Origin of the sequence: Streptomyces sp. NPDC048291, from assembly GCF_043201715.1 — a bacterium.
Classification (GTDB): Bacteria; Actinomycetota; Actinomycetes; order Streptomycetales; family Streptomycetaceae; genus Streptomyces.
On record NZ_JBICZC010000006.1, the window covers coordinates 290,989 to 315,716 of the forward strand.

The following is a 24,728-nucleotide window of genomic DNA, read 5'->3' on the forward strand; positions in this document are numbered from 1 at the left end:
CGTGATCCGCCGGAGCACATCCCCGGCCGGAAACAAGAGGTGGCCCTGCCGGATCGACCGGCAGGGCCACCTCTCACTTCTCACTTAAGGCCTCGGCTACCCGAAGGTACCGCCGAAGAAGTTGGTACCGCCGTTGTTCCCGCCGTTGTTGCCGTTGCCCGTGCTCACCGTGGTGAGGGTGATCTGCGTGTTGCCGGGATCGTCGACGCCGGTGTTGGCCCCCGGGTCCTGGTTGGTGACGAGGGCGTTGTCGCTGGAGTCGCCGTTGAACTGGATGTTGGTGAAGCCGGATGCCTGCAGGGTCTGCCTGGCCTGGCTCACGGTCTGACCCAGCACGCTCGGGACGGCCGTCTGCTGCTGGGCCTTGCCGATCTGGATGTTCACCGTGGAGTTCTTCTTGACCTGGGTGCCGGCCGTCGGGTCGGTCGAGATGACCTTGCCGACCTGGTTGGCGTCGCTGGTGTCGACCTCGATGCAGTTGCCGGTCAGGTTGTTCGCCTGCATCTGCGCCTTGGCGTCGTCACAGCTCCTGCCGGTGACGTCGGGGACCGGCACCTTCTCCTCGGCCTTGGCGATGGTGAGGGTGATCGTGGTCCCCTTCTCCACCTCCTTGCCGCCGATGGGATTCTGGTCCAGGACCGTGTTCGGGTCCTCGGTGGAGATGCGGGTCTGGGTCTTGACCACGAACTGGTAGTCGGAACCCTCCAGCTTCGACTTCGCGTCGTCGAGGCTCAGGCCGATCACGCTGGGGACGGAGACCTTCGGCGCGCCCGTCGACACCACCAGGTTGACCGTGTCGCCCTTTTTCACGTCCGAGTTCGCCGCCGGGTCCTGGGAGCAGACGCTGCCCTTCGGCGCTTTCTCGCAGGGCTTCCTGGTCGGTGTTCCCAGCTTCAGGCCGGAGTTGACGGCCATCTTCTGCGCGTCGGTGTAGGTCTGGCCGACGAAGTTCGGGGCCTTGAAGGTTTCCGTCCCGCCCCCGCTGACCACCCACTTCCCGATCAGGATCGAGCCGACCAGGACGAGGATCCCGGCGACCACGAGGAGGATCGTGGAGGTGTTGTTCTTCTTTTTCTGCTGGCGGCGGCGGTCCGGGCGCTCGTCGTAGCCGTAGCCGCCGTCGTCCGGATTCATCGGGGGGAGCATGGTGGTGGCGCCGGCGTCGGAGCGCATGGCCGTGGTCGGCATGTCGTCCGGGTAGCCCCCGTAGCCGACGGAGCCCATCGCCGCGGTGGCCGCGACCGGCTGGCCGTCGAGGCAGGCCTCGATGTCGGCGCGCATCTCGTCGGCCGACTGGTATCGGTAGTTCGGGTCCTTGACCAGGGCCTTCAGGACGATGGCGTCCATCTCGGGCGTGATCTCGGGGTCGAAGACCGACGGGGACTGGGGTTCCTCGCGGACGTGCTGGTAGGCGACCGCGACCGGGCTGTCGCCCACGAAGGGCGGCCGTACCGTCAGCAGCTCGTAGAGGAGGCAGCCCGTCGAGTACAGGTCCGAGCGGGCGTCGACCTGCTCGCCCTTCGCCTGCTCCGGGGAGAGGTACTGGGCGGTGCCGATGACGGCCGCCGTCTGGGTCATGGTCATGCCGGAGTCGCCCATGGCGCGGGCGATGCCGAAGTCCATGACCTTGACCTGGCCGTTGCGCGTCAGCATGACGTTCGCCGGCTTGATGTCACGGTGGACGATGCCGCTGCGGTGCGCGTACTCCAGGCCCTGGAGGATGCCGATGGTCATCTCCATCGCGCGCTCGGGCAGCAGCTTGCGTCCGGAGTGCAGGAGCTCGCGCAGCGTCGAGCCGTCCACGTACTCCATGACGATGTACGGGATCGAGACCCCGTCGATGTAGTCCTCGCCCGTGTCGTAGACCGCGACGATCGCGGGATGGTTGAGCGAGGCGGCCGACTGGGCCTCCCGGCGGAACCGGGCCTGGAAGGACGGGTCGCGCGCGAGGTCCGCGCGCAGCGTCTTCACCGCCACCGTGCGGCCGAGCCGCGTGTCATGGGCGAGGTAGACCTCCGCCATGCCACCACGGCCGAGCACGTGGCCCAGCTCGTACCGGCCGCCGAGGCGACGCGGCTCTTCCATAGTTCCCTACCAGCCCTCTCCGTCGGTCCCGACCGGCACGGGTGTGCGGTCGGAGGCTGCCGTCCGGGCCTACCGTACCCGGCTGTGTTTGTGTGACCTGGCCAAGCCCGTAACCCGATACAGGACCGGTATGTCAACGTGCACCGATGTGAAGGGGACGTGAGCGGGCTCACTTCTTGGCGTTGATGACCGCCTCCATCACGCTCTTCGCGATCGGGGCCGCGAGGCCGCCGCCGGAGATGTCGTCACGGTTGGCCTGGTCGTCCTCGATGACCACGGCGACCGCGACCGGCTTGCTGCCGTCGGGGAGCTTGGCGTACGAGATGAACCAGGCGTAGGGGTTCTCGCTGTTCTCCACGCCGTGCTGGGCGGTACCGGTCTTGCCGCCCACGGTGATGCCGTTGATCTGCGCGTTCTTGCCGGTGCCGTCCTTGACGACCGTCTCCATCATGGACTGGAGGATCTGGGAGTTCGAGGAGGAGAGCGGCTGGCTCATCTCCTCGGGGTCGGTCTGGGAGATGGTGTCCAGGTTCGACGACTGCAGCTTGTCGATCATGTACGGCTTCATCAGCTTGCCGTCGTTGGCGACCGCGGAGGCGACCATGGCCATCTGCAGCGGGGTCGCGGCGGTGTTGTACTGGCCGATCGAGGAGAGCGCGGTCTGCGACTGGTTCATGTTGTCGGAGAAGACCGAGGCGCTGGAGCGGACCGGGGTGAACTGCTCGGAGTCGAATCCGAACTTCTTGGCCTCGGCGAGCATCTTGTCGTTGCCGAGGTCGGCGCCGATCTTGCCGAAGACGGTGTTGCAGGAGTAGCGCAGCGCGATCCGCATGGTCGCGTTCTTGCAGGGGATGCTGCCCTCGTTCTTCAGCTCGGTGGTGGTGCCGGGCATGACGTAGGGCAGCGGGGAGTCGGTGTTCTCGTCGGCCGACTTGTACAGCCCGTTCTCCAGCGCGGCGGCGGCGGTGACGACCTTGAAGGTGGAGCCCGGCGGGTAGGTCTCGCGCAGCGCCCGGTTCAGCATCGGGTCGTTCGGGTTGTATTTCTTCTGCAGCTTCTTCCAGGCCGCGGCGTCGGTGTCCGAGGTGCCGGCGAAGGCGGAGGGGTCGTACGACGGGTAGGAGGCGAGGGCCAGGATCTTGCCCGTGGAGGGCTCCAGGGCAACGACGGCGCCCTTGCCGCCCTGTGCCTTCAGGCCGTCGTAGGCGGCCTTCTGCGCGGCGGCGCTGAGGGTGGTGACGACGTTGCCGCCCGACTTCTGCTTGCCCGTGATCATGTCGAGGGTGTTGCGGAAGAAGAGCCGGTCGTCGTTGCCGGTGAGGATGCCGTCTTCCAGGCTCTCCAGCTGGTTGGCGCCGAAGGCCTGGGAGGCGTAGCCGGTGACCGGCGACCACATGGGGCCGTTCTTGTAGGTGCGCTTGTACTTCAGGTCGTTGAGACCGGAGGAGCCGGACGCCGTGGACCCGGTGATCGGGTTGCCGTCGACGATGATGTCGCCGCGCGGGGTGGAGTAGCGGGCGATGGTGACGCGGCGGTTGGCGGGGTCCTCGCGGAGGGTGTCGGCCTTGACGTACTGGAGCCAGTTGTCGCGCAGCAGCAGGGTGAGGACGAGGAGGCCGCAGAAGATCGCGATCCGGCGCAGGGGCTTGTTCATGAGGGACGGACCACCTGGGTCATCTCGGCGTCGGGGTTGGCGGCGGGGGCCGGGGCCGGGCGCCGGGCGGTGTCGCTGATGCGGATGAGGATGCCGATCAGTGCCCAGTTGGCGATGACGGAGGAACCGCCGTAGGCGAGGAACGGCATCGTCATGCCGGTGAGCGGGATGAGGCCCATCACACCGCCGGCGACGACGAAGACCTGGAGGGCGAAGGCGCCGGAGAGGCCGACGGCGAGCAGCTTGCCGAACGGGTCGCGGGCGGCGAGCGAGGTGCGCACGCCGCGCTCCACGATCAGGCCGTAGATGAGCAGGATCGCCATGATGCCGGCGAGGCCGAGCTCCTCGCCGAAGGTGGCGAGGATGAAGTCGGAGTTGGCGGCGAACCGGATGAGGTCGGAGTGGCCCTGGCCGAGGCCGGTGCCGAGGGTGCCGCCGGAGCCGAACGCCCACAGGGCCTGCATCGCCTGCTCGGAGTGGCCGGCTACGCCCTGCCGGGAGAGCGTGTACTCCTTCATCGGGTCCATCCACGCCTGGACGCGCTGCTGGACGTGCGGTTCGAAGCTGGCCACGCCGACCGCGCCGGCCGCCGACATCAGCAGACCGAAGACGATCCAGCTGGTCCGCTCGGTGGCGACGTACAGCATGATGATGAACATTCCGAAGAACAGCAGCGAGGTACCGAGGTCGGTCTCGAACACCAGGATGAGGATCGAGATGAACCAGACGACCAGGATCGGGCCCAGGTCGCGGCCACGCGGCAGGTACAGCCCCATGAAGCGGCGGCTGGCGAGCGCGAGGGCGTCCCGCTTGACCATCAGGTAGCCGGCGAAGAACACCGCGAGGACGATCTTCGCGAACTCACCGGGCTGGATGGTGAAGCCGCCGATGGAGATCCAGATCTTGGCGCCGTAGACGTTCAGGCCGAGGCCCGGGACCAGCGGGAGCAGCAGCAGGAAGAGCGCGGCCACCATGGAGATGTAGGTGTAGCGCTGGAGTGCTCGGTGGTCCTTCAGGAAGATCAGGACGACGATGAACAGCGCGATGCCCATCGCGGTGTAGAGCAGCTGGTTGGTGGCCTTGCCGCCCGAGACGTGGATCGACTGCAGCAGCTTGGACTGGTCGAGTCTCCAGATGACGACCAGACCGAGGCCGTTGAGCAGGGTGGCCAGCGGCAGCAGCAGCGGGTCCGCGTAGGGGGCGAACTTGCGGACGGCGAGGTGGGCGACGGCGGCGAGGAGGCCGAGGCCCAGGCCGTAGCTCAGCAGTCCGGCCGGGACCTTGTCGTTGATGGCCAGGCCCACGTTGGCGTAGGCGAACACCGGGATGGCGACGGCGAACACCAGGAGCGCGAGCTCGGTGTTGCGCCGGCTCGGTGTGCCGATGGAGCCGATCGTGGACGTGTGGTTCGTCGACGTGTTGGTAGTACTGCTCATCGTGTGACGGGGCCTCTCACGGCTTGCCTGCTACTGCTTACCGCACAGCGAGACGACCTTCTGCTCATCCTCCGAGAGGGTGGGGCCGGGGCTGGGGGTCGCTGAGGGGGACGGGGACGGTGACGCCGTGGAGGACGTCGACTTCGACGGTGTGGGCGAGGCCTTGGACGTGAGAGAGGTCTTGGTGGTTCCCGTGGTGCCTCCGGCCTCGCCCTGGCCGGTCTTGGAGCTGGTCTTGGACTCGGCGGCGGTGCGCTCCGACTCCTTCTGGCAGGCGGAGGCCTGCACGGCCAGTTCCTGGACCTTCGACTGGGCGTCCTTGAGGCCGCCCTCGGCGATGGTGGCCTTGACCTGCTTCTGCTGGTAGGGCGGCAGGTACTTGAGTTCGATCTCGGGGTGGTCCGTCTCCACCTTCGACAGTGACACCCACGCCAGGTCCTGGCTGATGCCCTGGTAGAGCGCGACGTGCTCGCCGTTGGAGCCGACGTAGTACTGCGTCTGCGTCCAGCGGTAGCCGCCGTACAGGCCCCCGCCGATCACGGCGAGGGCGAGGATGCCGAAGAAGGATCTCTTCAGCCACCTGCGGCCCTTGCGGGGCTTGACGAAGTCGTCGTCCGTGTAGTCGCCGAAGCTGTCGGTGGGGACGTAGCCGGTGGTGTCGCCGGAGCCGGGCGGGCCGAACTCGCCGCCCCCGCCGTGGCCCTGCCGGCCGAGGTTGGCTGCGCGGCCCGCCGGGGTCTGCATGTAGCCGTTGTCGTGCAGGTGGTGCTGGTTCTCGGCGACCGCGCCGACCACCACCGGGGTGTCGGAGAGCTGGCCCGCGAGGGTGTCGCCGGTGTCCAGGTCGAGGACGTCCGCGATGATGACCGTGATGTTGTCCGGGCCGCCGCCGCGCAGCGCGAGCTGGATCAGCTCCTGCACGGTCTCCTGCGGGCCCTGGTAGCTGGCGAGGGTCTCCTCCAGGGTCTGGTGGGAGACGACCCCGGAGAGCCCGTCGGAGCAGATGAGATAACGGTCACCCGCGCGCACCTCGCGGATCGACAGGTCCGGCTCGACGTGGTCGCCGCTGCCGAGGGCGCGCATCAGCAGCGAGCGCTGCGGGTGGGTGGTGGCCTCTTCCTCGGTGATCCGGCCCTCGTCGACGAGCCGCTGCACCCAGGTGTGGTCCTGGGTGATCTGCGTGAGCAGGCCGTCACGGAGCAGGTACGCGCGGGAGTCGCCGACGTGCACGAGGCCGAGCCGCTGCCCGGTCCACAGCAGGGCGGTGAGGGTGGTCCCCATGCCCTCCAGCTGCGGGTCCTCCTCCACCATGGCGCGCAGCTGGTCGTTGGCGCGCTGCACGGCGTGGCCGAGGGAGGTGAGGATGTCGGAGCCGGGCACGTCGTCGTCGAGCGTGACCAGGGTGGAGATCACCTCGGAGGAGGCGACCTCGCCGGCGGCCTGGCCGCCCATGCCGTCGGCGATGGCGAGCAGGCGGGGACCGGCGTAACCGGAGTCCTCGTTGCCCTCCCGGATCATGCCTTTGTGCGATCCGGCGGCGAAGCGCAGTGACAGACTCATGCGCACCTCGCCCGTCGGCTCCGGATACATCCGCACGGTGCCCACCCTCCGGTCGGGAGCGCGCAAAGGACCGGCGTCCGGTCCGCCGCTGCGTGCTCGCTCCGCTCGCGCCTACTCATGATGTAGCACTACTTCCGCAGCTCGATGACGGTTTTGCCGATGCGGATCGGCGCGCCCAGCGGGATCGGCGTGGGAGTCGTCAGCCGGGACCGGTCCAGGTAGGTGCCGTTGGTGGAGCCGAGGTCCTCGACGATCCACTGGCCGTCGCGGTCCGGGTAGATCCTGGCATGACGGCTGGAGGCGTAGTCGTCGTCCAGCACGATCGTCGAGTCGTGGGCGCGGCCGAGGGTGATGGTCTGGCCCTGGAGGGCGACCGTCGTACCGGTGAGGGTGCCCTCGGAGACGACCAGCTTGGTGGGGGCGTTACGGCGCTGCCGGCCACCGGCCGCGGGCTGCTGGCCGCGCTGCTGCGGGGGCGCGGCCTGCTGCCGGGCGGCGGCCGGCTGCTGCCGGCGTCCTTCTTCCCTACGCGATCCGCGCTGGGTGACGCGCGTACCGAACAGGTCGCTGCGGATGACCTGCACGGCCACGATCACGAACAGCCACAGTACGGCCAGGAAACCCAGCCGCATGACCGTGAGGGTCAGCTCTGACATTGCCCCCGCTTCACCCTTCGGCTTGCCGGTAAATGATGGTGCTGCTGCCCACGACGATCCGCGAGCCGTCGCGGAGCGTAGCGCGGGTGGTGTGCTGCCCGTCCACCACGATGCCGTTGGTGGATCCGAGATCCTGGATCGTCGAGGGCGTTCCGGTCCGGATCTCGCAGTGCCGGCGGGAGACGCCGGGGTCGTCGATCCGCACGTCGGCCTCGGTGCTGCGGCCCAGCACGAGCGTCGCGCGGGAGATCTGATGGCGGGTGCCGTTGATCTCGATCCAGTAGCGGGTGCGGGCGCCGGGCGCCGAGGCGCCGACGGGACCCGAGGGCGGCCGCTGGGCGGCCGGCTGGGTCGGCTGCGGGTACCCGTACCCGCCGGGGCGGGCACCGGGCGGCGGGGCGCTCGGCATCGGCGGGGCCGCGGCGCCGCCGCCCTGCGGGTAGCCGTAGCCGCCCGGGCGCTGCGGCGCACCGCCCGCGGGGGCGCGCTCGGGGGCCTGCTGGTTGCTGGAGGACGCGAGCGTACGGCTGCGCACCCGGTACAGGCCGGTGTCGAGGTCGTCGGCCTTCTCCAGGGTGACCTTGATCGGCCCCATGAAGGTGTAGCGCTGCTGCTTGGCGTAGTCGCGGACCATCCCGGCGAGCTCGTCGCCCAGCTGCCCGGAGTAGGGGCTGAGCCGCTCGAAGTCGGGCGCGCTCAGCTCCACGATGAAGTCATTGGGTACGACGGTCCGGTCCCGGTTCCAGATGGTCGCGTTGTTGTCGCACTCGCGCTGCAGCGCGCCGGCGATCTCCACGGGCTGGACCTCGGACTTGAACACCTTGGCGAAGGTGCCGTTGACCAGACCTTCGAGACGCTGCTCGAACTTCTTCAGGACTCCCACAGGGCACCTCCTCTGTCGCCTTGCCCGTACTGCCTGCCGTTGCCGTTACCGCTCACTGATCGTATCTACGCGTCCGGCAATCAGCCGGTTCCCCGAGCGGCCCCCCTTCGAACCGATCGGATCGCTTCTCCTGTCAAGGATCGGCGCTACTTCTTCCCAGGATCGTAGAGGTGGCCCACGACCAGTGTCCCGCACCTGACTGTGGACCCGATCCGTCTCCTGCATAGATGGGCTCGACCGGTACGAGGTTGATACGTGAATGCCGACCGCCCGGTACGTGATCACCAGGTGAGCGCTGCCCCGGGATAAGGGATGTGAACCCACCCTGCCCCACGTGCTAGTGTTCTCGATGTCGGAAGGGGCCGGCCCAAAGGAAACAACGGGGCCGAAGCCGGAAGACACACCCAATGCGCGGGTGGCGGAATAGGCAGACGCGCTGGATTCAGGTTCCAGTGCCCGCAAGGGCGTGGGGGTTCAACTCCCCCCTCGCGCACAGAGAGAAACCGACGAAACGGGCTCTCACCGGTGACGGAAGTCACGGTGGGGGCTCGTTTCTCGTTGTCCGGACGACAGTAGGGGCCGGCCCGTGAGATAGCTCACGGGCCGGGCCGCGGGGACGCGGCGACCGCTCCCAGCAGGACGACGAGCAGACCGGCGGAGAAGGCCGCGGCGTACGGCCGCCGGTCGCGCGGCCACGACCGGCTGGGTGCTGCGCGGTGCCAGCCGGGCCGCCCGCGCGGCGGTGCAGAAGACGGCGTGCCCGAAGCCGCGGTCGGCGACCGTGCCGACGACGGTGACGCCGCCGTGCTCCGTGCGGAGGGTGCGGCCGGGCTTCGCCCAGCTCCCGGTGACGACCACCTCGCGGGCGGTGCGCGGTGCGCGGCCCGAGGCGATCTCGTACGACCCGAAGGCGGCGACCGGCCAGGGGTGGCCGACGAGATCGCCGGGCGCGTTCTCCGCCCGTACGGCGAAGGTGCGGTCGAGGCGGCGGCGTACTTCGTGGTGCGCGAGGCGCTCGCCGACGTCGACCGGCACAGTGGCGCGGGCCGCGCCGAGGTGTCCGGCGGGCACCGGGACGGCCTGCTGCACCTGGAGGTGCGCGACGACGGCCGGGGCGGCGCGGACGCCGGGGCGGGCAGCGGCCTCACCGCACTCGCGGACCGGGTGTCCGTCCTCGATGGCAGACTCTCCCTGTCCAGCCCGCCGGGCAGATCGACCCTGCTGCGTGTGGAGTTGCCGTGCGAGCCGATCGACCTCTGCGCGTAGTCCTGGCCGAGGACGGCGTGCTGCTGCGGGAGGGGATCGCGGGGCTGCTGGCCCGGTTCGGTCACGAGGTGGTCGCCGCGGTGGGGGGACGCGGAGGCGCTGGTCGCGGCGGTCGAGGAGCACGCGCCCGACGTCGTCGTGACGGACGTGCGGATGCCGCCGGGCTTCCAGGACGAGGGGCTGCGCGCGGCGGTGCGGCTGCGCGCGGCCCGGCCGGCGCTGCCGATCCCGGTCCTCAGCCAGTATGTGCAGCGCAGTTACGTCGCCGAACTCCTCGACTCCGGGGACGGTTCGGGCGTCGGGTACCTGCTCAAGGACCGGGTGGGGCAGGTGGCGGAGTTCGTCGCGGCGTTGGGGGAGGTGGCCGAGTGGGGGACGGTGGTCGACCCCGAGGTGGTACGGCAACTGCTGCGCCGGGATCCGCTGGAGCGGCTGTCGCCGCGCGAGCGGGAGGTGCCGGCGCTGGTCGCGTAGGGGAAGCCGAACGGGGCGATTACGAGAGAGCCGGTGGTCTCGGAGGCGGCGGTCGGGAAGGTCATCGGGGGGATCCTGACGAAGCTGGACCTGCCGTCGACGGAGGATTCGCACCGCCAGATGCCGGCTGTGCTGGCGTATTTGAGGGCGTGACCCCTTTTCAGGGTGTTCCGTGGCGTTTTCGGCTGCGGGTGCGTGGGGGCTGGTCGCGCAGTTCCCCGCGCCCCCAAGAAAGTGGGTCCGCTGGTCCCACCCGAAAAGGGGCGCGGGGAACTGCGCGGACAACCCCCACCGGTCGGTGGATATACGACGACGGCGATCCACCCTCCCCAGACCACCCCGAAGTTATCCACAGGGTCTGACGGCTTTCGGCCCTCACCTGTACCGTCTCCACGAGTTGATGTTCGTGCGTGTGCGTGCGTGGAGTACGGGGGAGGCGGTCGACGTGACCGGAGTGGAAGAGCCGACGGCGGCCGGCGGGCGCAAGCTGCCCGCACCGAAGGGTTTTGCGCGGTGGCCTTCGCAGGGCTCTCCCAAGGAGGAGGGCAAGGCGCTGCGTTCGGCGGTGCCGCGCCGCGGCCATGACGCCCTGGACCTGGACGGCTCCCGTCCCGACGCGGTCCGTGCGGTCGAGGAGTCCAACCGGGACCGCATCCCGGAGCTGATCCCGATAAGGGTCGGCAGGATGGCGGCGAGCCCGTTCGCGTTCCTGCGCGGCTCGGCCGGCCTGATGGCGCACGACCTGGCCCGCACCCCGATGACCAGGATCGCCACCCAGATCTGCGGCGACGCCCACGCGGCCAACTTCGGCCTGTACGGCGACCCGCGCGGCGACCTCGTCATCGACCTGAACGACTTCGACGAGACGGTGCTCGGTCCCTGGGAGTGGGACCTCAAGCGGCTCGCCGCCTCCCTGGTGCTGGCCGGCCGGGAGGCGGGCGCCGACGAGGACATGTGCCGCAAGGCGGCGGGCGACGCGGCGGGCGCCTACCGCCGCACCATGCGCCTGCTGGCCAAGCTCCCGGTCCTGGACGCGTGGAACGCGATCGCGGACGAGGAGCTGGTCTCCCACTCCGACGCCCACGACATGGTCGGCACCCTGCGCCGGGTCTCGGAGAAGGCCCGCGCCAACACCAGCGGCCGGTTCGCGGCCCGTTCCACCGAGCCCACCGAGGACGGCGGCCGCCGCTTCGTGGACGCCGTGCCGGTGCTGCGCCGGGTCCCGGACGCGGAGGCGGAGGCGGTCACCGCCGCCCTGGAGCACTACGTGACCACGCTCTCCGAGGACCGCCACCCGCTGCTCGCCCGGCACGCCCCGCACGACGTCGCCTTCCGTATCGTCGGCACCGGCAGCGTCGGCACCCGCTCCTACGTCGTCCTCCTCCTCGACCACCGCGGCGAGCCGCTGATCCTCCAGGTCAAGGAGGCCCGCCCGTCCGCGCTCGTCCCCCATCTCGCCACGGCCGGCTTCGAGACCCCGGCCGTCGACCACGAGGGCCGCCGGGTGGTCCTCGGCCAGAAGCGGATGCAGGTGGTCAGCGACATCCTGCTCGGCTGGACCACGGTGGAGGGGCGTCCCTTCCAGGTCCGCCAGTTCCGCAACCGCAAGGGCAGCGTCGACCCGGCCGCGCTGTCCCCCGACCAGATCGACGACTACGGCCGGATGACCGGTGCCCTGCTGGCCCGCGCCCACTCGCACAGTGCCGACCCGCGTCTGATCGCCGGCTACTGCGGCAAGAGCGAGGAGCTGGACGAGGCGATCGCCGCGTTCGCGGTGGCCTACGCCGACCGCACGGAAGCGGACCACGAGGAACTGGTGACCGCGGTGCGGGCGGGACGCATAGCGGCGGAGCTCGGGGTGTGACCCGGGTGATTGGTGCGATCCGAGTGATCCGAGTGATCCGAGTGATCTCCGGCCTCCGGCCTCCGGTGTCCCGAGAGGTGTTGACGTGAAGTACGTCGAAATAGCCGAGGGCGCGACGGACAAGGGCACGGCCGCGGTCTCCGTCGACCCCGGCCCCTACCTGGCGCGGCTGCCGGAACTCGCCGTCGGCCTGCCGCCCGGCGCCCGTGCCTTCGCCACCGATCCGCGCCACTACGAGTTCGGCGGCCGGCGCTGCGTGAAGGACCTGCGCCCGCTGGACATGCGCCGCACGGCCCCCGCCGACATGGAGATCCGCTTCCGCCACGACTGCCGCAGGCACGACGAGGACCTGATCGTCCGCTACACGGGCGTCTCCCGCTTCCAGACGGACATCCTGGGCGCCTGCGACCTCACCTCGCTCGGCGAGGTGATCCTGGACGAGATCCTGCCGCACCCCGGCGGCTGCACCCACGAGCTTGCCTGCCGCCCCGGCACCCTCGTCGTGGCCTGCACCGATCTGGTCGCCGAGTGGGTCCCGGCCACCGCCGACGACGACAGGCCCTAGGCTGGTCGGGTGACGACCCCGGAAGCTGAGCAGTCCCAGGCACCGCGGCCCGAGGAACGGCTGGAGCAGGCCGTGCGGGCCGCCGAGCAGGCGTTGATCGAGTACGAGATCGCGGTCGAGACCTTCCGTGTCGAGGTGGAGAACTTCTCCCGCCTGCACGAACAGAAACTCGGCCCCCTCTACTTCCGCATCGAGGAGCTGGACGCGCGGATCGCCGAGGCCAAGGCCGCGCGCAGCGGCGACCCCGAGGACATCCGTGCCGCCGAGGAGGCCCGGGCCCGGGTCCTGCCCATCCCCGGCGTCGAGGAGCTGCTGCACGGCTGGATGGACGGCGACGGTCTGTTCCCGGAGGCCGTCGCGATGCTCACCGAGCAGGAGGTCCGGCCGCCGCAGCGGGTCCGCCCCAGCGAGGAGGCCCGCCGGCTCTACCGCGAGCTGGCCCGCAAGGCCCACCCCGACCTGGTGCAGGACGAGGCCGAGCAGCAGCGGCGTGAGGAGTTCCTGAGCCGGGTCAACGCGGCCTACGCCCGCGGCGACGAGGCCCTGCTGCGCGAGCTGGCCGAGGAGTGGGCGGCCGGCCCGGTCCCGCCGGAGCGCAGGCCGAGCCGGGCCGAGGAGCTGTACGCCCGCCTGGAATGGCTCTCCGAGCGCAAGGAGCTGCTCGGGCTGGTCGCCAAGGAGCTGGAGAACGGCCCCATCGCCGGCCTGCTCCGGCTCGCCCCCGACGACCCCGACGCCCTCCTCGACGAGATCGCCGAGCGGCTCCGCAAGGACGTGACCGAACGCGAGGCGGAACTGGCGGCCCTCCTGACCCAGGAGTAGCCCCCCGCTCCGGTCGGGTAGCGTCGGGGACATGAACTTCGCAGCACGTGTGCCCACGGTCGAGGTCGCGGACCTCAAGGACGGCGACTTCCTGCTGGACGTCCGCGAGGACGACGAGTGGCAGGCGGGCCACGCCGCCGGCGCCCTGCACATCCCGATCAGCGAGTTCGTGGCCCGCTACGGCGAGCTCACCGAGGCGGCCCCCCAGGACGCCCGCGTCCACGTCATCTGCCGCTCCGGCGGCCGTTCGGCCCAGGTCACCATGTACCTGGTCCAGCAGGGCATCGACGCCGTGAACGTGGACGGCGGCATGCAGGTGTGGCAGGCAGCGGGCCGCGAGGTGATCACGGACAGCGGCGAATCGGGCTTCGTCGTCTGAGGGGAACCAGACAACGCCGGTCCGGAAGCGCCCCGTCAGGGGCGCGGGGAACTGCGCGACCAGCCCCCACCGTCCCGCAGATCACCCACGACCGGGCGCCCCCTGCTCCGCATCCCCTACCCCAGTAGATGCGCGGCGAGCAGTTCCCCCAGCGCCTCCTCATGAACCCCGGCCCCGCCGAGCGCCAGCTCGATCTGCTTCGCCCACGCGTGATACCGGTGCAGCACGTACTCGGTGTCGGCCCCGAACCCCCCGTGCAGGTGCTGCGCGGTCTGCACCACCCGCCGCACCCCCTCGGCCGCCCAGATCTTCGCCACCGCCACGTCCCCGGCCGCCGGCAGCGCCCCGGCCGCACCCGACGCGATCCGCCACGCGGCCTGCCACAGCGTCGCCTCCATGGCCCGCAGGTCGATGTACCGGTCAGCGGCCTGCACGGCCACCGCCTGGAACGTGGCGATCGGATGTCCGAACTGCTCCCGCTTCCCGGCGTACTCGCCGGTCATCCGCAGCACCCGCTCACCCAGGCCGAGCGCCAGCGCGCACGTCCCGGTCACCAGCAGCTCCCGCAGCCACTCCCAGGCCCCCTCCGCCGTCACCACGTCTCGCCCCGCGACCCGCGCCGACGCCAGCCGCAGCTCCCCGAGCCGCTCCCCGCTGGTCGACACCTGCTCGGCGACCGTGACCCCGGACGCGCCTCCGGCCGTGACGCCGGACGCGTCCCCCTCGCCACCCGGTGCCACCAGCGCCAGCACGCTCCGGTCCGCCTCGGTGCGCGCCGGTACGAGGACGAGGCCGGCGTCGTACGCCCACGGCACCGCCGTCTGCACCCCGTCCAGGACCCACCCGTCACCGTCCCGCCGCGCGGTCACCGCCAGCTCGGCGGGGTCGTGCCCGGTGCGTCCGCTCGCGGCGACGGTCAGCACCAGCTCGCCCCGCCCGGCCCGCGCCGCCAGCCGGTCCCGCACCTCCGCCGTCCCGTACCTCTCCAGGGCTGCCAAGGCCGCGCTGTGCTCCAGCAGCGGCACCCTCGCCAGTACCTTCGCCGACTCCCGCAGCACCAGGCACAGTGCGATGGCGTCCAGACCGGCGCCTCCGTACTCCTCGCCCAGCAGCAGACTCAGCAGATCCGCGCCGGCCAGCCTGTCCCACAGTTCCCGGTCGAAGCACTCGGCCACGGCACCGGTGGTCAGCGCCGGGCTCGGCACCGCGTCCGGCGCCACCCCGGCGAACACCCCGCGCGCCGCCTCGGCCGCCGCCAACTGCTCCTCGGTGAAGGTGAAGTCCACGGTCCTGTCCTCCCGGCGGGCATCCGCTGATCTGACGATCCGTCAAGATAGAACAGGTTCTAGAAGAAGGGAACCCAAAACCACTGCGATCACCGGCTCCGCCCGTCGTAGGCTGACGGCCGCTGTCCGCCGATGGGGGACGGACACACGAGGGAGGACACATGGGGATCCGCAGCCTGACCCGCACCGAGGCCGAGCGCAGGGCCGCACTGATCACGGTCGAGCGGTACGACGTGGACATCGACCTCACCGCACTCGCCGACGGACCAGAGCTCCGCTCCGTCTCCACGGTCACCTTCAGCTGCTCCGAGCCGGGCGCGGAGACCTTCGTCGACTGTGCGGCCGAGGTCCGCGCCGCCACCCTGAACGGCACCCCCCTCACCCCCTCCGGCGACGGCCGGATCCCGCTGCCCGGACTGGCCGCGCACAACGTGCTGCGCGTCGAGAGCGTCCAGGCCGACACCATCGCCGGCGAGGGCGTGCACAAGGCCGTCGACCCCGCCGACGGCGAGGTGTACGTGTGGACGAGCTTCGAACCCGACGAGGCCCGGTTCGTCTGGGCCTGCTTCGACCAGCCCGACCTCAAGGCCCCGCACGCCTTCACCGTCACGGCCCCCGCCGCCTGGACCGTCCTCAGCAACTCCGGTGACCCGCGGATCGAGGAGCAGGGCGCGGCCCGCCGCTGGAGCTTCCCGGACACCCCGCCGCTGTCCGTGTACAACACGGTCGTCAACGCCGGCCCCTTCCACGGGATCCGCCGCGAGGCCGACGGCCACGACCTCGGCGTCTACGCGCGCCGCTCGCTCGCCGAGGTCCTGGAACGCGACGCCGACGAAGTCTTCACCCTCACCCGGCAGGGCCTCGCCTTCTACGCCGAGGCCTTCGCGATGCCCTTCCCGCAGCGCAAGTACGACCAGGTGTTCATGCCCGAGTTCGGCGGCGCGATGGAGAACTACGGCTGCGTGACCTGGTCGGACGCCTTCCTGCGGCGCGCCGAGCCGACGCCCGCCGAGCGCGAGCTGCTCGCGGTGGTGCTGCTGCACGAGATGGCGCACATGTGGTTCGGCAACATCGTCACCATGCGCTGGTGGGACGACCTCTGGCTGAACGAGGCCTTCGCCGAGTTCGCCTGCCACTGGGCCGCCGAGGGCGCCACCCGCTACACCGACGCCTGGGCCGGCCACCTCCTCGGCGGCAAGGTCCGGGCATACCTCTCCGACCAGGGCCCGGTCTCGCACCCGATCCACCAGCCCATCCACGACGTCGCCCAGGCCGCGTCGATCTTCGACAACATCACCTACCCCAAGGGCGCCTCCGTCCTGCTCCAGCTGATGACCTACGTCGGCGAGGACCGCTTCCGCACCGGCATGGCCGCCTACTTCGCCCGGCACGCCTGGGGCACCACCACCCTCCAGGACCTGATCGACGCCCTCGCCGAGGCCAGTGGCCGCGACCTGACCGGCTGGCGCAAGGCCTGGCTGGAGAGCGCCGGCACCGACCGCTTCACCCTGGAGCACGACGGCGACACCGTCACCCTGGTCGCCGACGGCAGCCCGCGCCCCCAGGTCCTCGCGGTCGGCGCGTACGACCGCGCGGGCGACGCCCTGGAACGCACCGCGCTGGTCCGCGTCGAGGTCACCGAGGCCCGCACCCCGGTCACCGGCCTTCCCGCCACGTCCGACCTCCTTCTGGTCAACGACGACGACCTCACGTTCGCCACCACCCGCCCGGACCCCACCACCCGGGACACCCTCTTCCGCGCGGCGGCACAGCTGCCCACGGCCATCTCGCGGGGCGTGGCCGCCGCCACTGTCTGGGACATGCTCACGGCCGGCGAGGCCACGGCGGCCGAGGCCGGCCACTGCCTCACCGCGGTTCTCGCGGCCGAGACGTCCGACGCCGTGATCGAGCCCTACCTCACGCTCGCCATCAACATCGCCGAGCTCTGGGCCCCGCCCGCCGAACGTCCCGCGCTGGCCGAGGCCGTGGCCGCGACCTGCCGCCGAATCGCCGCCGCCCCGGGCCGCCGCCAGGTCGCCCTGCGCGGCCTCGCCCGCACCGCGACCGGCGCCGAGGACCTGGCCTGGCTCCGCGAGCAGGCCGGCGACGACGTCGACCTGCGCTGGCGCGCCCTCGTCCGCGAGGCCGAACTCGGCGGCGACGTCACCGCCGAGTCCGCCGCCCTGCTCGAACGCGACACCGACCCCGACGCCTGGGTCCGCGCCCTCACCGTCCGGGCCGCCCTCCCCGACCCTGCCGCCAAGGCCGAGGTCTGGCAGCGGCTGGTCGTGGACCGCGAGGTGCCCGTCGCAGCGGTCTCCGCGGTGGCCGCCGCCTTCTGGCGCCCCGGCCAGGACGCCCTGCTCGCCCCGTACGCCGAGCGCTACCTGGCCGCGGTCCCGGAGCTGAACCAGGGCGGCATGATCCCGGCGATGACCTACGCCTCCCACCTCTTCCCGCCGTACGCCATCGATGCCGCGTACCTCGAGAAGGCCCGTCAGGTGGCCGGTGAAGCGGCCCCCGTGGTCCGCAACACCCTTCTGGAACGCTCGGACGCCGTCCGCCGCATGCTCCGCGCCCGGGCCGCGAACGCCTGACCCCGGGCAGGGCCGTCGGAGTCCCGTCCGATCGTTCGGTTCCGGCCAATCCCATGGTCGCGGTGCCCGTGCCGTCGATCAACCCCTGTGGAGAACCTCGGCCGCCACCTGTGGAAAACCTGCGGAACGGTGGTCGGCGGGCGCGCTCGGACGCGGTATGACCTGGGGTGATCCCGGGCGGCGGGCGCGGGCGCCGTGGTTCGGAAGGGCCGACGGCCGTGCCCGGAGTGGTGATGGCCACGCCGTTGGCCTGGTCCCCGGGGCTGCGCCCGGTGGCCGGTGCTGAGTACCGTTCCGTGCGAGTGCCGGGCAGCGGCACACCGTGCGGCGCCCGATCGGATCGGTGTCCGCCCGGACGGCGCGGCGGAATCGGGGAACGGGGCGGCATGGACGACGCGTACGACGAGGGCGTGGACGCCCGGCACGGGCCGGACGCCCCGAGCGGGACGCGTGCGGAACCCGAGCCGGCCCCACCGGACGGTCCGGACCGTCCGGCTCCTCCGGAGCAGCCGCCACCCGGCCCGCCGGCCCCGCCGGCGGAGAGCCCCGCCCTCCCTCGTACCGGTGTCGCCGCCCTGTCCCCGCGCTACCAGGTCGGTGCGGCCCTCGCCCTCGCCCTGATCGCGGTCACGGCCTGCGTGCACCTCGGGATGGTGTTCCTGAGCCTGGCGCCTGCGAACACGGTGACCAAGCAGCACGGCAAGGCGATCGAGGACTGGGTGTACCCGGAGTTCGAACAGAACTGGAAGCTCTTCGCGCCGAACCCGCTGCAGCAGAACATCGCCGTGCAGGTGCGCGCCGACGTGCTGATGCCGGACGGCAGCACGACCACCACCGGCTGGAACGACCTGTCCGCACAGGACGGCAGGGCCATCGACGGCAGCCTGGTGCCCAGCCACACCGTGCAGAACGAGCTCCGTAGGGCCTGGGACTTCTTCACCTCCACGCACGGCACCGACAACCGTCCGATCGGCCTGCGCGGCTCCCTGTCCGAGCAGTACCTGCGGCGGATCGTCGTGATGCGCATGTACAAGGGGGACGCCACGAGCCAGAAGGGCACCATCGAGCGCGTGCAGGTCCGCTCCGGCACCACCAACGTGACCCCGCCGGACTGGAGCGGCGAGAAGGTCTCCGACACACCCGTCTACCGGGTGCTGCCCTGGTGGACGGTCACGCAGGACGAAGCGAACGGCGGTGTCCGGTGAACCGTCTCGCCCTGTGCCTGTCCCGTGCCATCGCCCGGGTCACCGAGGCGGCGCTCGGCCCGTACCAGACGGCCGTCATCCGCATCGGCTTCGCCGCCACCTGGCTGCTGTTCCTGCTGCGCGAGTACCCGCACCGCCAGGAGCTGTACGGCCCGCACGCCACCTGGAGCTTCGGCCTCGCCCAGCAGCTGACCTCCGACAACCACGCCTTCACGGCGCTGATGGCCTCCGACAGCCCGGCCTTCTTCGAGGTCTTCTACCTCCTCGCCGTCGTCTCCAGCGCCCTGCTGCTGGTGGGCTGGCGGACCCGGGCCACCGCCGTGTTCTTCATGATCGGTGTGCTGTCCCTGCAGAACCGCAGTGTCTTCGTGGGCGACGGCGGCGACAACGTGCTGCACCTGATGTCCTTCTACCTGGTGTTCACGCGCTGCGGGCAGGTGTGGTCCCTGGACGCGCGCCGGGCCGCCCGCGAGAGCGCCGCACGCGCGCGTGGCGAACGCGTGGCCCCCGACCTGGCGGGCCTCGCCCTGTGGGCGGTGTCCGGTCTCGTCCTGCTCGCGGCGGCCCTCACCGGCCGCACCGGCGGCGGCTGGCTGGTCCCGGCCGTGCTGTGGGCGACCTGGGCGGGCAGCGCCCTGTGGTGGGCGGCCGGCCGTCGGGCGCGCACGTCCGAGCCCCGGATCCTGCTCGACGTCGTCGCGAACATCCTGCACAACGGCGCCCTGTTCGTGATCATGGCCGAGGCCTGCCTGATCTACGCCACCGCCGGCTGGTACAAGATCCAGGGCTCCCGCTGGCAGGACGGCACCGCCGTCTACTACCCGCTCCACCTGGACTACTTCTCGCCCTGGCCGGCCCTCGCCGACCTGCTGTCCGCCAACGGCACGATGGTGATGCTGGTGACCTACGGGACGGTCATCGTGCAGGTCGCCTTCCCGTTCACGCTGTTCAACCGGCGGGTCAAGAACGTGCTGCTGGCCGCGATGATGACCGAGCACGCGGTGATCGCGGTCGTCCTCGGGCTGCCCTTCTTCTCGCTGGCCATGATCGCGGCGGACTCCGTCTTCCTGCCGACACCCTTCCTGCACCGGGTCGGCGGCTGGGCGGCACGCGCGCGTGACCGGGTGCTCCGCCGGACCGCCCCGGAGCTGCCCGGGCAGCGCTTCCCGGAGCCCGACGAACAGCCCCGCGTAGGCTTCGGGGCATGACCGACTTCCTGGACCACTGGGCGCGGCTGGCCGGCTCCGCCGTCCTCCTGGACGGCTTCCACGCCCTCAAGCACGCGCTGCGCTTCGGCGCACAGGTGCCGGTGGCGGTCACGGCGGACCGGGCGGCGGCGCTGGCCCTGGCCGAGGAACTGGCGCCGGACGTACGGGAGGCGCTGGCCGCGCTGCTGACGGAGGTGCCGGCCCAGACGTACGCGTCCCTCGTCCCGCGCCCGCACCCCACGGCCGTGGCCGGCCTGGCCGTACGGCCGTCCCGGGAGGCCAACCTGCGCGAGCTGGCCCGCGTCCCGCGCACCGCCCCGATCGTGGTCCTCGACGAGCCCCGCAACCTCGGCAACGCGGGCGCGGTGATCCGCCTCGCGGCGGGCTTCGGCGCGACGGGTGTCGTCACGACCGGCACCCTCGATCCCTGGCACCCGACGGTCGTCCGCGGCGGCGCGGGCCTCCACTTCGCCACGGCGGTGGAGCGGATGCCGGTGCCCGAGCTGCCGCGGGGTCCCGTGTTCGCCCTGGACCCGGAGGGCGAGGACATCAGGGCGACGAAACTCCCCGACGACGCGATCCTCGCCTTCGGCTCCGAGCGGACGGGCCTCTCGGCCGACCTCCGCGCACGCGCCGACCATCTCCTGCGCCTGCCGATGCGCCCCCAGGTCAGCAGCTACAACCTGGCGACGAGCGTGGCGATGGCGCTGTACCACTGGAGTGCTCTCTAGGAGAGGGGACTGGAGCGCTCCGTAAGGGGCGCGGGGAACTGCGCGACCAGCCCCGACGGCGCCGCACCCGCGATGCCTGCCGGAGACGTCGGCCGGTCGTGCCCCGCGCGTCACCCCTCCCTGCGCACCTCGATCACCCGGAACCGGTTCGCCACGAACGCCCCGTCGCACAGCGCGGCGTTCGCCGCCGGGTTGCCGCCCGAGCCGTGGAAGTCGGAGAAGGCGGCGGTCTGGTTGACGTACACCCCGCCCACCAGGTTCAGCGACAGCTGGGCCGCCTCCTCCAGACAGACCTCCTCCACCGCACGCTCCACGTCGGCGTCGACCGTGTACGCGCCGACCGTCATCGCGCCCTTGTCCCGGACCGTCCGCCGCAGCAGTTCCACCGCGTCGGCGGCGGAGTCGACGGCGACGGCGAAGGACACCGGGCCGAAGCACTCGCTCATGTAGGCGGCCTCGGCGTCCGGCTTGGCGCCGTCCAGCTTCACGATCACCGGCGTGCGCACGACCGCGCCCGGGAACTCCGGGTTGGCGATCTCGCGGGAGGCGAGGGCGACCTCGCCGAGCCCGGCGGCGGCCTCCAGACGGGCCTTGACGTCGGGGTTGACGATGGCGCCGAGCAGAGCGTTCGCGCGGGCGTCGTCGCCGAGCAGGCCGTCGACCGCGCGGGCGATGTCGGCGACCACCTCGTCGTACGTCTTCGGGCCCTCGTCGGTGCGGATGCCGTCGCGGGGGATCAGCAGGTTCTGCGGGGTGGTGCACATCTGGCCGCTGTAGAGGGAGAGCGAGAAGGCCAGGTTGGAGAGCATGCCCTTGTAGTCGCCGGTCGACTCGACCAGGACCGTGTTCACGCCGGCCTTCTCGGTGTACACCTGCGCCTGCCGGGCGTTGGCCTCCAGCCAGTCGCCGAAGGCGGTCGAACCGGTGTAGTCGATGATCCTGATCTCGGGGCGGGTCGCGAGCGTCTTGGCGATGCCCTCGCCGGGGTGTTCCGTGGCCAGCGCCACCAGGTTCGGGTCGAAGCCGGCCTCGGCGAGGACCTGGCGGGCGACCTGCACGGTCAGGGCCAGCGGCAGCACCGCGCGCGGGTGCGGCTTCACCAGGACCGCGTTGCCGGTGGCGAGGGAGGCGAACAGGCCCGGGTAGCCGTTCCACGTCGGGAACGTGTTGCAGCCGATGACCAGCGCGATGCCGCGCGGGACCGGCGTGAACGTCTTGGTCAGCGCGAGCGGGTCCCGCTTGCCCTGCGGCTTGGTCCACTCGGCCGTGCCGGGGGTGCGGACCTGCTCCGCGTAGGCGTAGGCCACCGCCTCCAGGCCGCGGTCCTGGGCGTGCGGGCCGCCCGCCTGGAACGCCATCATGAAGGCCTGGCCGCTGGTGTGCATGACCGCGTGCGCGAACTCGTGCGTCCGGTCGCTGATCCGCTTGAGGATCTCCAGACAGACCACCGCGCGCGCCTCCGCGCCCGCGTCGCGCCACGCGCGCTGCCCGGCCCGCATCGCCGGCAGCAGTGTGTCGACGTCGGCATGCGGGTAGGTCACGCCCAGCTCGATGCCGTACGGGGAGACCTCGCCGCCGGTCCAGTCGTCGGTGCCGGGCTGGCCGAGGTCGACGCGGGTGCCGAGGAGGGCGTCGAAGGCGGCCTTGCCCGCCGCCGCGTCCAGGCTGCCGTGCTCGCCGTAGGCCTTGGGGTGCTCGGGGTGGGGGGACCAGTACGCACGCGTGCGGATCGCCTCCAGCGCCTGGTCAAGCGTGGGCCGGTGCTTGGCGATCAGCTCGGGCGCGGTGAGTTCGGCGGTCATGCGGGACCAACTCCTCGTCTGATGAGCTTCCCCTTGAAGCTCATGACCTGGGCGGAAACGGCCGGACAGAGTTAGAGTAACCGAACGATCGGTCGGGACAAGGGGGCCTGCCGCATCTGTGGAAAACCCCGTGCGGGAGGATCGCGCACATGACAGCACTCGACCTCAGCAGCACCGTGGGCGTCGTCGGCACCGGCACCATGGGCCAGGGCATCGCCCAGGTCGCACTCGTCGCGGGCCATCCCGTCCGGCTGTACGACACCGTCCCCGGGCGGGCCCGGGAGGCGGCCGCGGCGATCGTGGCCCGCCTCGACCGGCTCGTGGAGAAGGACCGGATGACGGCCGCCGCCCGGGACGCCGCCCGCGCCCGGCTGCTGCCCACCGACGAGCTCACCGGGTTCGCCGACTGCACGCTGGTCGTGGAGGCCGTGCTGGAGCGGCTGGAGGCCAAGCAGGAGCTGTTCCGCGCCCTGGAGGACATCGTCGGCGAGGACTGTCTGCTCGCCACCAACACCTCCTCCCTGTCGGTGACCGCCATCGGCGGCGCCCTGCGCAGCGCCTCCCGCCTGGTCGGCCTGCACTTCTTCAACCCGGCCCCGCTGCTGCCGCTGGTGGAGGTCGTCTCCGGGTTCGCCACCGACGTCACCTCGGCCACGCGCGCGTACGAGACCGCCCGCTCCTGGGGCAAGACGCCGGTCGCCTGCGCGGACACCCCGGGCTTCATCGTCAACCGCATCGCGCGGCCCTTCTACGCCGAGGCGTTCGCGGTCCACGAGGCGCAGGCCGCCGACCCGGCCACCATCGACGCGGTGCTGCGCGAGTGCGGCGGCTTCCGCATGGGCGCCTTCGAGCTGACCGACCTGATCGGCCAGGACGTCAACGAATCCGTGACGCACTCGGTGTGGCAGGCGTTCTTCCAGGACGTCCGCTTCGCGCCCTCCCTGGCCCAGCGCCGGCTGGTCGAGTCCGGCAGGCTCGGCCGCAAGACCGGGCACGGCTGGTACGACTACGCGGACGACGCCGAGCCCGTCGAGCCGCACACCGCCGAGCCCGCCGACCCGCCCGTCTACGTCGTCGCCGAGGGCACCCTGGGTCCCGCGGCCGAACTGCTCGCGATGATCCGCGAGGCCGGCATCCAGGTCCGCGAGGAGGACGAGGACCACGGCACCCGCCTGGTCCTGCCCAGCGGCGGCCAGCTGGTCCTCGCCGACGGCCAGACCTCGGTGGAGTTCCGGGACGTCGTCTACTTCGACCTCGCCCTCGACTACCGCCGCGCCACCCGCATCGCCCTCTCCGCAGGCCACGACATCCTGCCTCAGACGCTCGGCGAGGCCATCGGCCTCTTCCAGGCGCTGGGCAAGCAGGTCAGTGTCATCGGCGACGTGCCCGGCATGATCGTCGCCCGGACGGTGGCCCGGGTCATCGACCTCGCGCACGACGCCGTCGCCAAGGGCGTCGCCACCGAGGAGGACATCGACACCGCGATGCGGCTGGGCGTCAACTACCCGCTCGGCCCCTTCGAGTGGAGCCGCCGCCTCGGCCGCGACTTCGCCTACGACCTCCTCGACGACCTGCACCTGCGCGACCCGAGCGGCCGTTACGCGCCCTCCCTCGCGCTGTACCGGCACGCCTACGCCACCGAGAAGCGGGAGGGCGCCTCATGACCACCGCCAAGCGCGACACCTACACCCCCGAGACCCTGCTCTCGGTGGCCGTCCAGGTCTTCAACGAGCGCGGCTACGACGGCACCTCCATGGAGCACCTCTCGAAGGCGGCCGGCATCTCCAAGTCGTCGATCTACCACCACGTCGCCGGCAAGGAGGAGCTGCTGCGCCGCGCGGTCAGCCGGGCCCTGGAGGGCCTGTTCGCGATCCTCGACGAGGAGCACGCGCGCGTGGGCCCCGCCGCCGACCGACTGGAACACGTCGTACGGCGCATGGTCGAGGTGCTGATCACCGAACTGCCCTACGTGACGCTGCTGCTGCGGGTGCGCGGCAACACCGACACCGAGCGGTGGGCGCTGGAGCGGCGCCGGGACTTCGACCACCGGGTGGCCGACCTGCTGAAGGCGGCGGCCGCCGAGGGCGACATACGCGGAGACGTCGAGGTCCGCCTCGCGACCCGGCTGGTCTTCGGCATGGTCAACTCGATCGTGGAGTGGTACCGCCCGGACGGCCGCGGCGCGAGCGAGCGCGAGGTCTCCGACGCGGTCGTCCGGCTGGTCTTCTCCGGCCTGCGCGCGCACTGACGCCGGT

18 protein-coding genes, 1 tRNA gene and 2 pseudogenes are annotated in these 24,728 nt (G+C 71.4%); 13 read left to right on the top strand and 8 right to left on the bottom strand.

Features of this window, described 5'->3' with window-relative positions; all coding sequences use genetic code 11:
- Positions 1-96: 96 nt before the first annotated feature.
- The 6 genes from pknB to ACGF5O_RS18145 form a co-directional block, all read right to left on the bottom strand.
- On the bottom strand, positions 97-2,085 hold the full coding sequence (gene pknB / locus ACGF5O_RS18120) for a Stk1 family PASTA domain-containing Ser/Thr kinase (RefSeq protein WP_393810851.1): 1,989 nt from the start codon (positions 2,083-2,085) through the stop codon (positions 97-99).
- A 169-nt stretch (positions 2,086-2,254) separates the two neighbouring features.
- Positions 2,255-3,739, bottom strand: coding sequence for a peptidoglycan D,D-transpeptidase FtsI family protein (locus ACGF5O_RS18125; RefSeq protein ID WP_393810852.1), 1,485 nt, complete (start codon positions 3,737-3,739; stop codon positions 2,255-2,257).
- Positions 3,736-5,175, bottom strand: a complete 1,440-nt coding sequence (locus ACGF5O_RS18130) for an FtsW/RodA/SpoVE family cell cycle protein (RefSeq protein ID WP_393810853.1) — start codon at positions 5,173-5,175, stop codon at positions 3,736-3,738. Before ACGF5O_RS18130 ends, ACGF5O_RS18125 begins: the two co-directional genes overlap by 4 nt.
- 30 nt (positions 5,176-5,205) lie before the next feature.
- Positions 5,206-6,765 carry a Stp1/IreP family PP2C-type Ser/Thr phosphatase gene (locus tag ACGF5O_RS18135; RefSeq protein WP_393811088.1) on the bottom strand — a complete coding sequence of 520 codons (1,560 nt, stop codon included), beginning with the start codon at positions 6,763-6,765 and terminating at the stop codon, positions 5,206-5,208.
- A 98-nt stretch (positions 6,766-6,863) separates the two neighbouring features.
- The gene (locus ACGF5O_RS18140; protein ID WP_393810854.1) at positions 6,864-7,391 is read right to left on the bottom strand and encodes an FHA domain-containing protein; all 528 of its coding nucleotides are present in this window, start codon (positions 7,389-7,391) and stop codon (positions 6,864-6,866) included.
- A 10-nt stretch (positions 7,392-7,401) separates the two neighbouring features.
- On the bottom strand, positions 7,402-8,274 hold the full coding sequence (locus tag ACGF5O_RS18145; RefSeq protein ID WP_393810855.1) for an FhaA domain-containing protein: 873 nt from the start codon (positions 8,272-8,274) through the stop codon (positions 7,402-7,404).
- A 409-nt stretch (positions 8,275-8,683) separates the two neighbouring features.
- Between ACGF5O_RS18145 and ACGF5O_RS18150 the strand changes: the two genes are divergently transcribed.
- The 7 genes and pseudogenes from ACGF5O_RS18150 (at position 8,684) to ACGF5O_RS18180 (ending at position 13,644) form a co-directional block, all read left to right on the top strand.
- Positions 8,684-8,767: transfer RNA gene (locus tag ACGF5O_RS18150), tRNA-Leu, on the top strand.
- Between the two features lie 443 nt (positions 8,768-9,210).
- Positions 9,211-9,540: pseudogene (locus ACGF5O_RS18155) on the top strand (hypothetical protein); the annotation flags it as partial.
- A pseudogene (locus ACGF5O_RS18160) lies at positions 9,513-10,167 on the top strand (response regulator). The pseudogenes ACGF5O_RS18155 and ACGF5O_RS18160, both read left to right, overlap by 28 nt.
- Positions 10,168-10,414: 247 nt before the next feature.
- Entirely contained in the window at positions 10,415-11,878 is a 1,464-nt protein-coding gene (locus ACGF5O_RS18165) for a DUF2252 domain-containing protein (protein WP_393810856.1), read from the top strand.
- 85 nt (positions 11,879-11,963) lie between these two features.
- Positions 11,964-12,443: a hypothetical protein gene (locus ACGF5O_RS18170; protein WP_393810857.1), complete on the top strand. Its 480-nt coding sequence runs from the start codon at positions 11,964-11,966 to the stop codon at positions 12,441-12,443.
- Positions 12,444-12,452: 9 nt separating this feature from the next.
- On the top strand, positions 12,453-13,265 hold the full coding sequence (locus ACGF5O_RS18175) for a hypothetical protein (RefSeq protein WP_393810858.1): 813 nt from the start codon (positions 12,453-12,455) through the stop codon (positions 13,263-13,265).
- 49 nt (positions 13,266-13,314) lie between these two features.
- On the top strand, positions 13,315-13,644 hold the full coding sequence (locus tag ACGF5O_RS18180; RefSeq protein WP_393811089.1) for a rhodanese-like domain-containing protein: 330 nt from the start codon (positions 13,315-13,317) through the stop codon (positions 13,642-13,644).
- 116 nt (positions 13,645-13,760) lie between these two features.
- Here ACGF5O_RS18180 and ACGF5O_RS18185 read toward each other — a convergent pair whose 3' ends face one another.
- The gene (locus ACGF5O_RS18185) at positions 13,761-14,930 is read right to left on the bottom strand and encodes an acyl-CoA dehydrogenase family protein (RefSeq protein ID WP_393810859.1); all 1,170 of its coding nucleotides are present in this window, start codon (positions 14,928-14,930) and stop codon (positions 13,761-13,763) included.
- Positions 14,931-15,091: 161 nt separating this feature from the next.
- Here ACGF5O_RS18185 and pepN point away from each other — a divergent pair, with 161 nt between their 5' ends.
- The 4 genes from pepN (at position 15,092) to ACGF5O_RS18205 (ending at position 20,671) form a co-directional block, all read left to right on the top strand.
- Positions 15,092-17,527, top strand: a complete 2,436-nt coding sequence (pepN, locus tag ACGF5O_RS18190; RefSeq protein ID WP_393810860.1) for an aminopeptidase N — start codon at positions 15,092-15,094, stop codon at positions 17,525-17,527.
- Positions 17,528-17,913: 386 nt separating this feature from the next.
- Positions 17,914-18,732 carry a DUF5819 family protein gene (locus tag ACGF5O_RS18195; protein WP_393810861.1) on the top strand — a complete coding sequence of 273 codons (819 nt, stop codon included), beginning with the start codon at positions 17,914-17,916 and terminating at the stop codon, positions 18,730-18,732.
- Positions 18,729-19,940, top strand: a complete 1,212-nt coding sequence (locus tag ACGF5O_RS18200) for an HTTM domain-containing protein (RefSeq protein ID WP_393810862.1) — start codon at positions 18,729-18,731, stop codon at positions 19,938-19,940. The genes ACGF5O_RS18195 and ACGF5O_RS18200 overlap by 4 nt, the downstream gene beginning before the upstream one ends.
- Entirely contained in the window at positions 19,937-20,671 is a 735-nt protein-coding gene (locus tag ACGF5O_RS18205; protein ID WP_393810863.1) for a TrmH family RNA methyltransferase, read from the top strand. The genes ACGF5O_RS18200 and ACGF5O_RS18205 overlap by 4 nt, the downstream gene beginning before the upstream one ends.
- A 110-nt stretch (positions 20,672-20,781) precedes the next feature.
- On the opposite strand, the gene paaN is transcribed toward ACGF5O_RS18205, so the two are convergent.
- Positions 20,782-22,473 carry a phenylacetic acid degradation protein PaaN gene (paaN, locus tag ACGF5O_RS18210; RefSeq protein WP_393810864.1) on the bottom strand — a complete coding sequence of 564 codons (1,692 nt, stop codon included), beginning with the start codon at positions 22,471-22,473 and terminating at the stop codon, positions 20,782-20,784.
- A 149-nt stretch (positions 22,474-22,622) separates the two neighbouring features.
- Between paaN and ACGF5O_RS18215 the strand changes: the two genes are divergently transcribed.
- Together ACGF5O_RS18215 and ACGF5O_RS18220 are read left to right on the top strand one after the other, a co-directional pair.
- Positions 22,623-24,137, top strand: a complete 1,515-nt coding sequence (locus ACGF5O_RS18215; RefSeq protein ID WP_393810865.1) for a 3-hydroxyacyl-CoA dehydrogenase — start codon at positions 22,623-22,625, stop codon at positions 24,135-24,137.
- The gene (locus ACGF5O_RS18220; RefSeq protein WP_362580555.1) at positions 24,134-24,721 is read left to right on the top strand and encodes a TetR/AcrR family transcriptional regulator; all 588 of its coding nucleotides are present in this window, start codon (positions 24,134-24,136) and stop codon (positions 24,719-24,721) included. Before ACGF5O_RS18215 ends, ACGF5O_RS18220 begins: the two co-directional genes overlap by 4 nt.
- Positions 24,722-24,728: the final 7 nt, after the last annotated feature.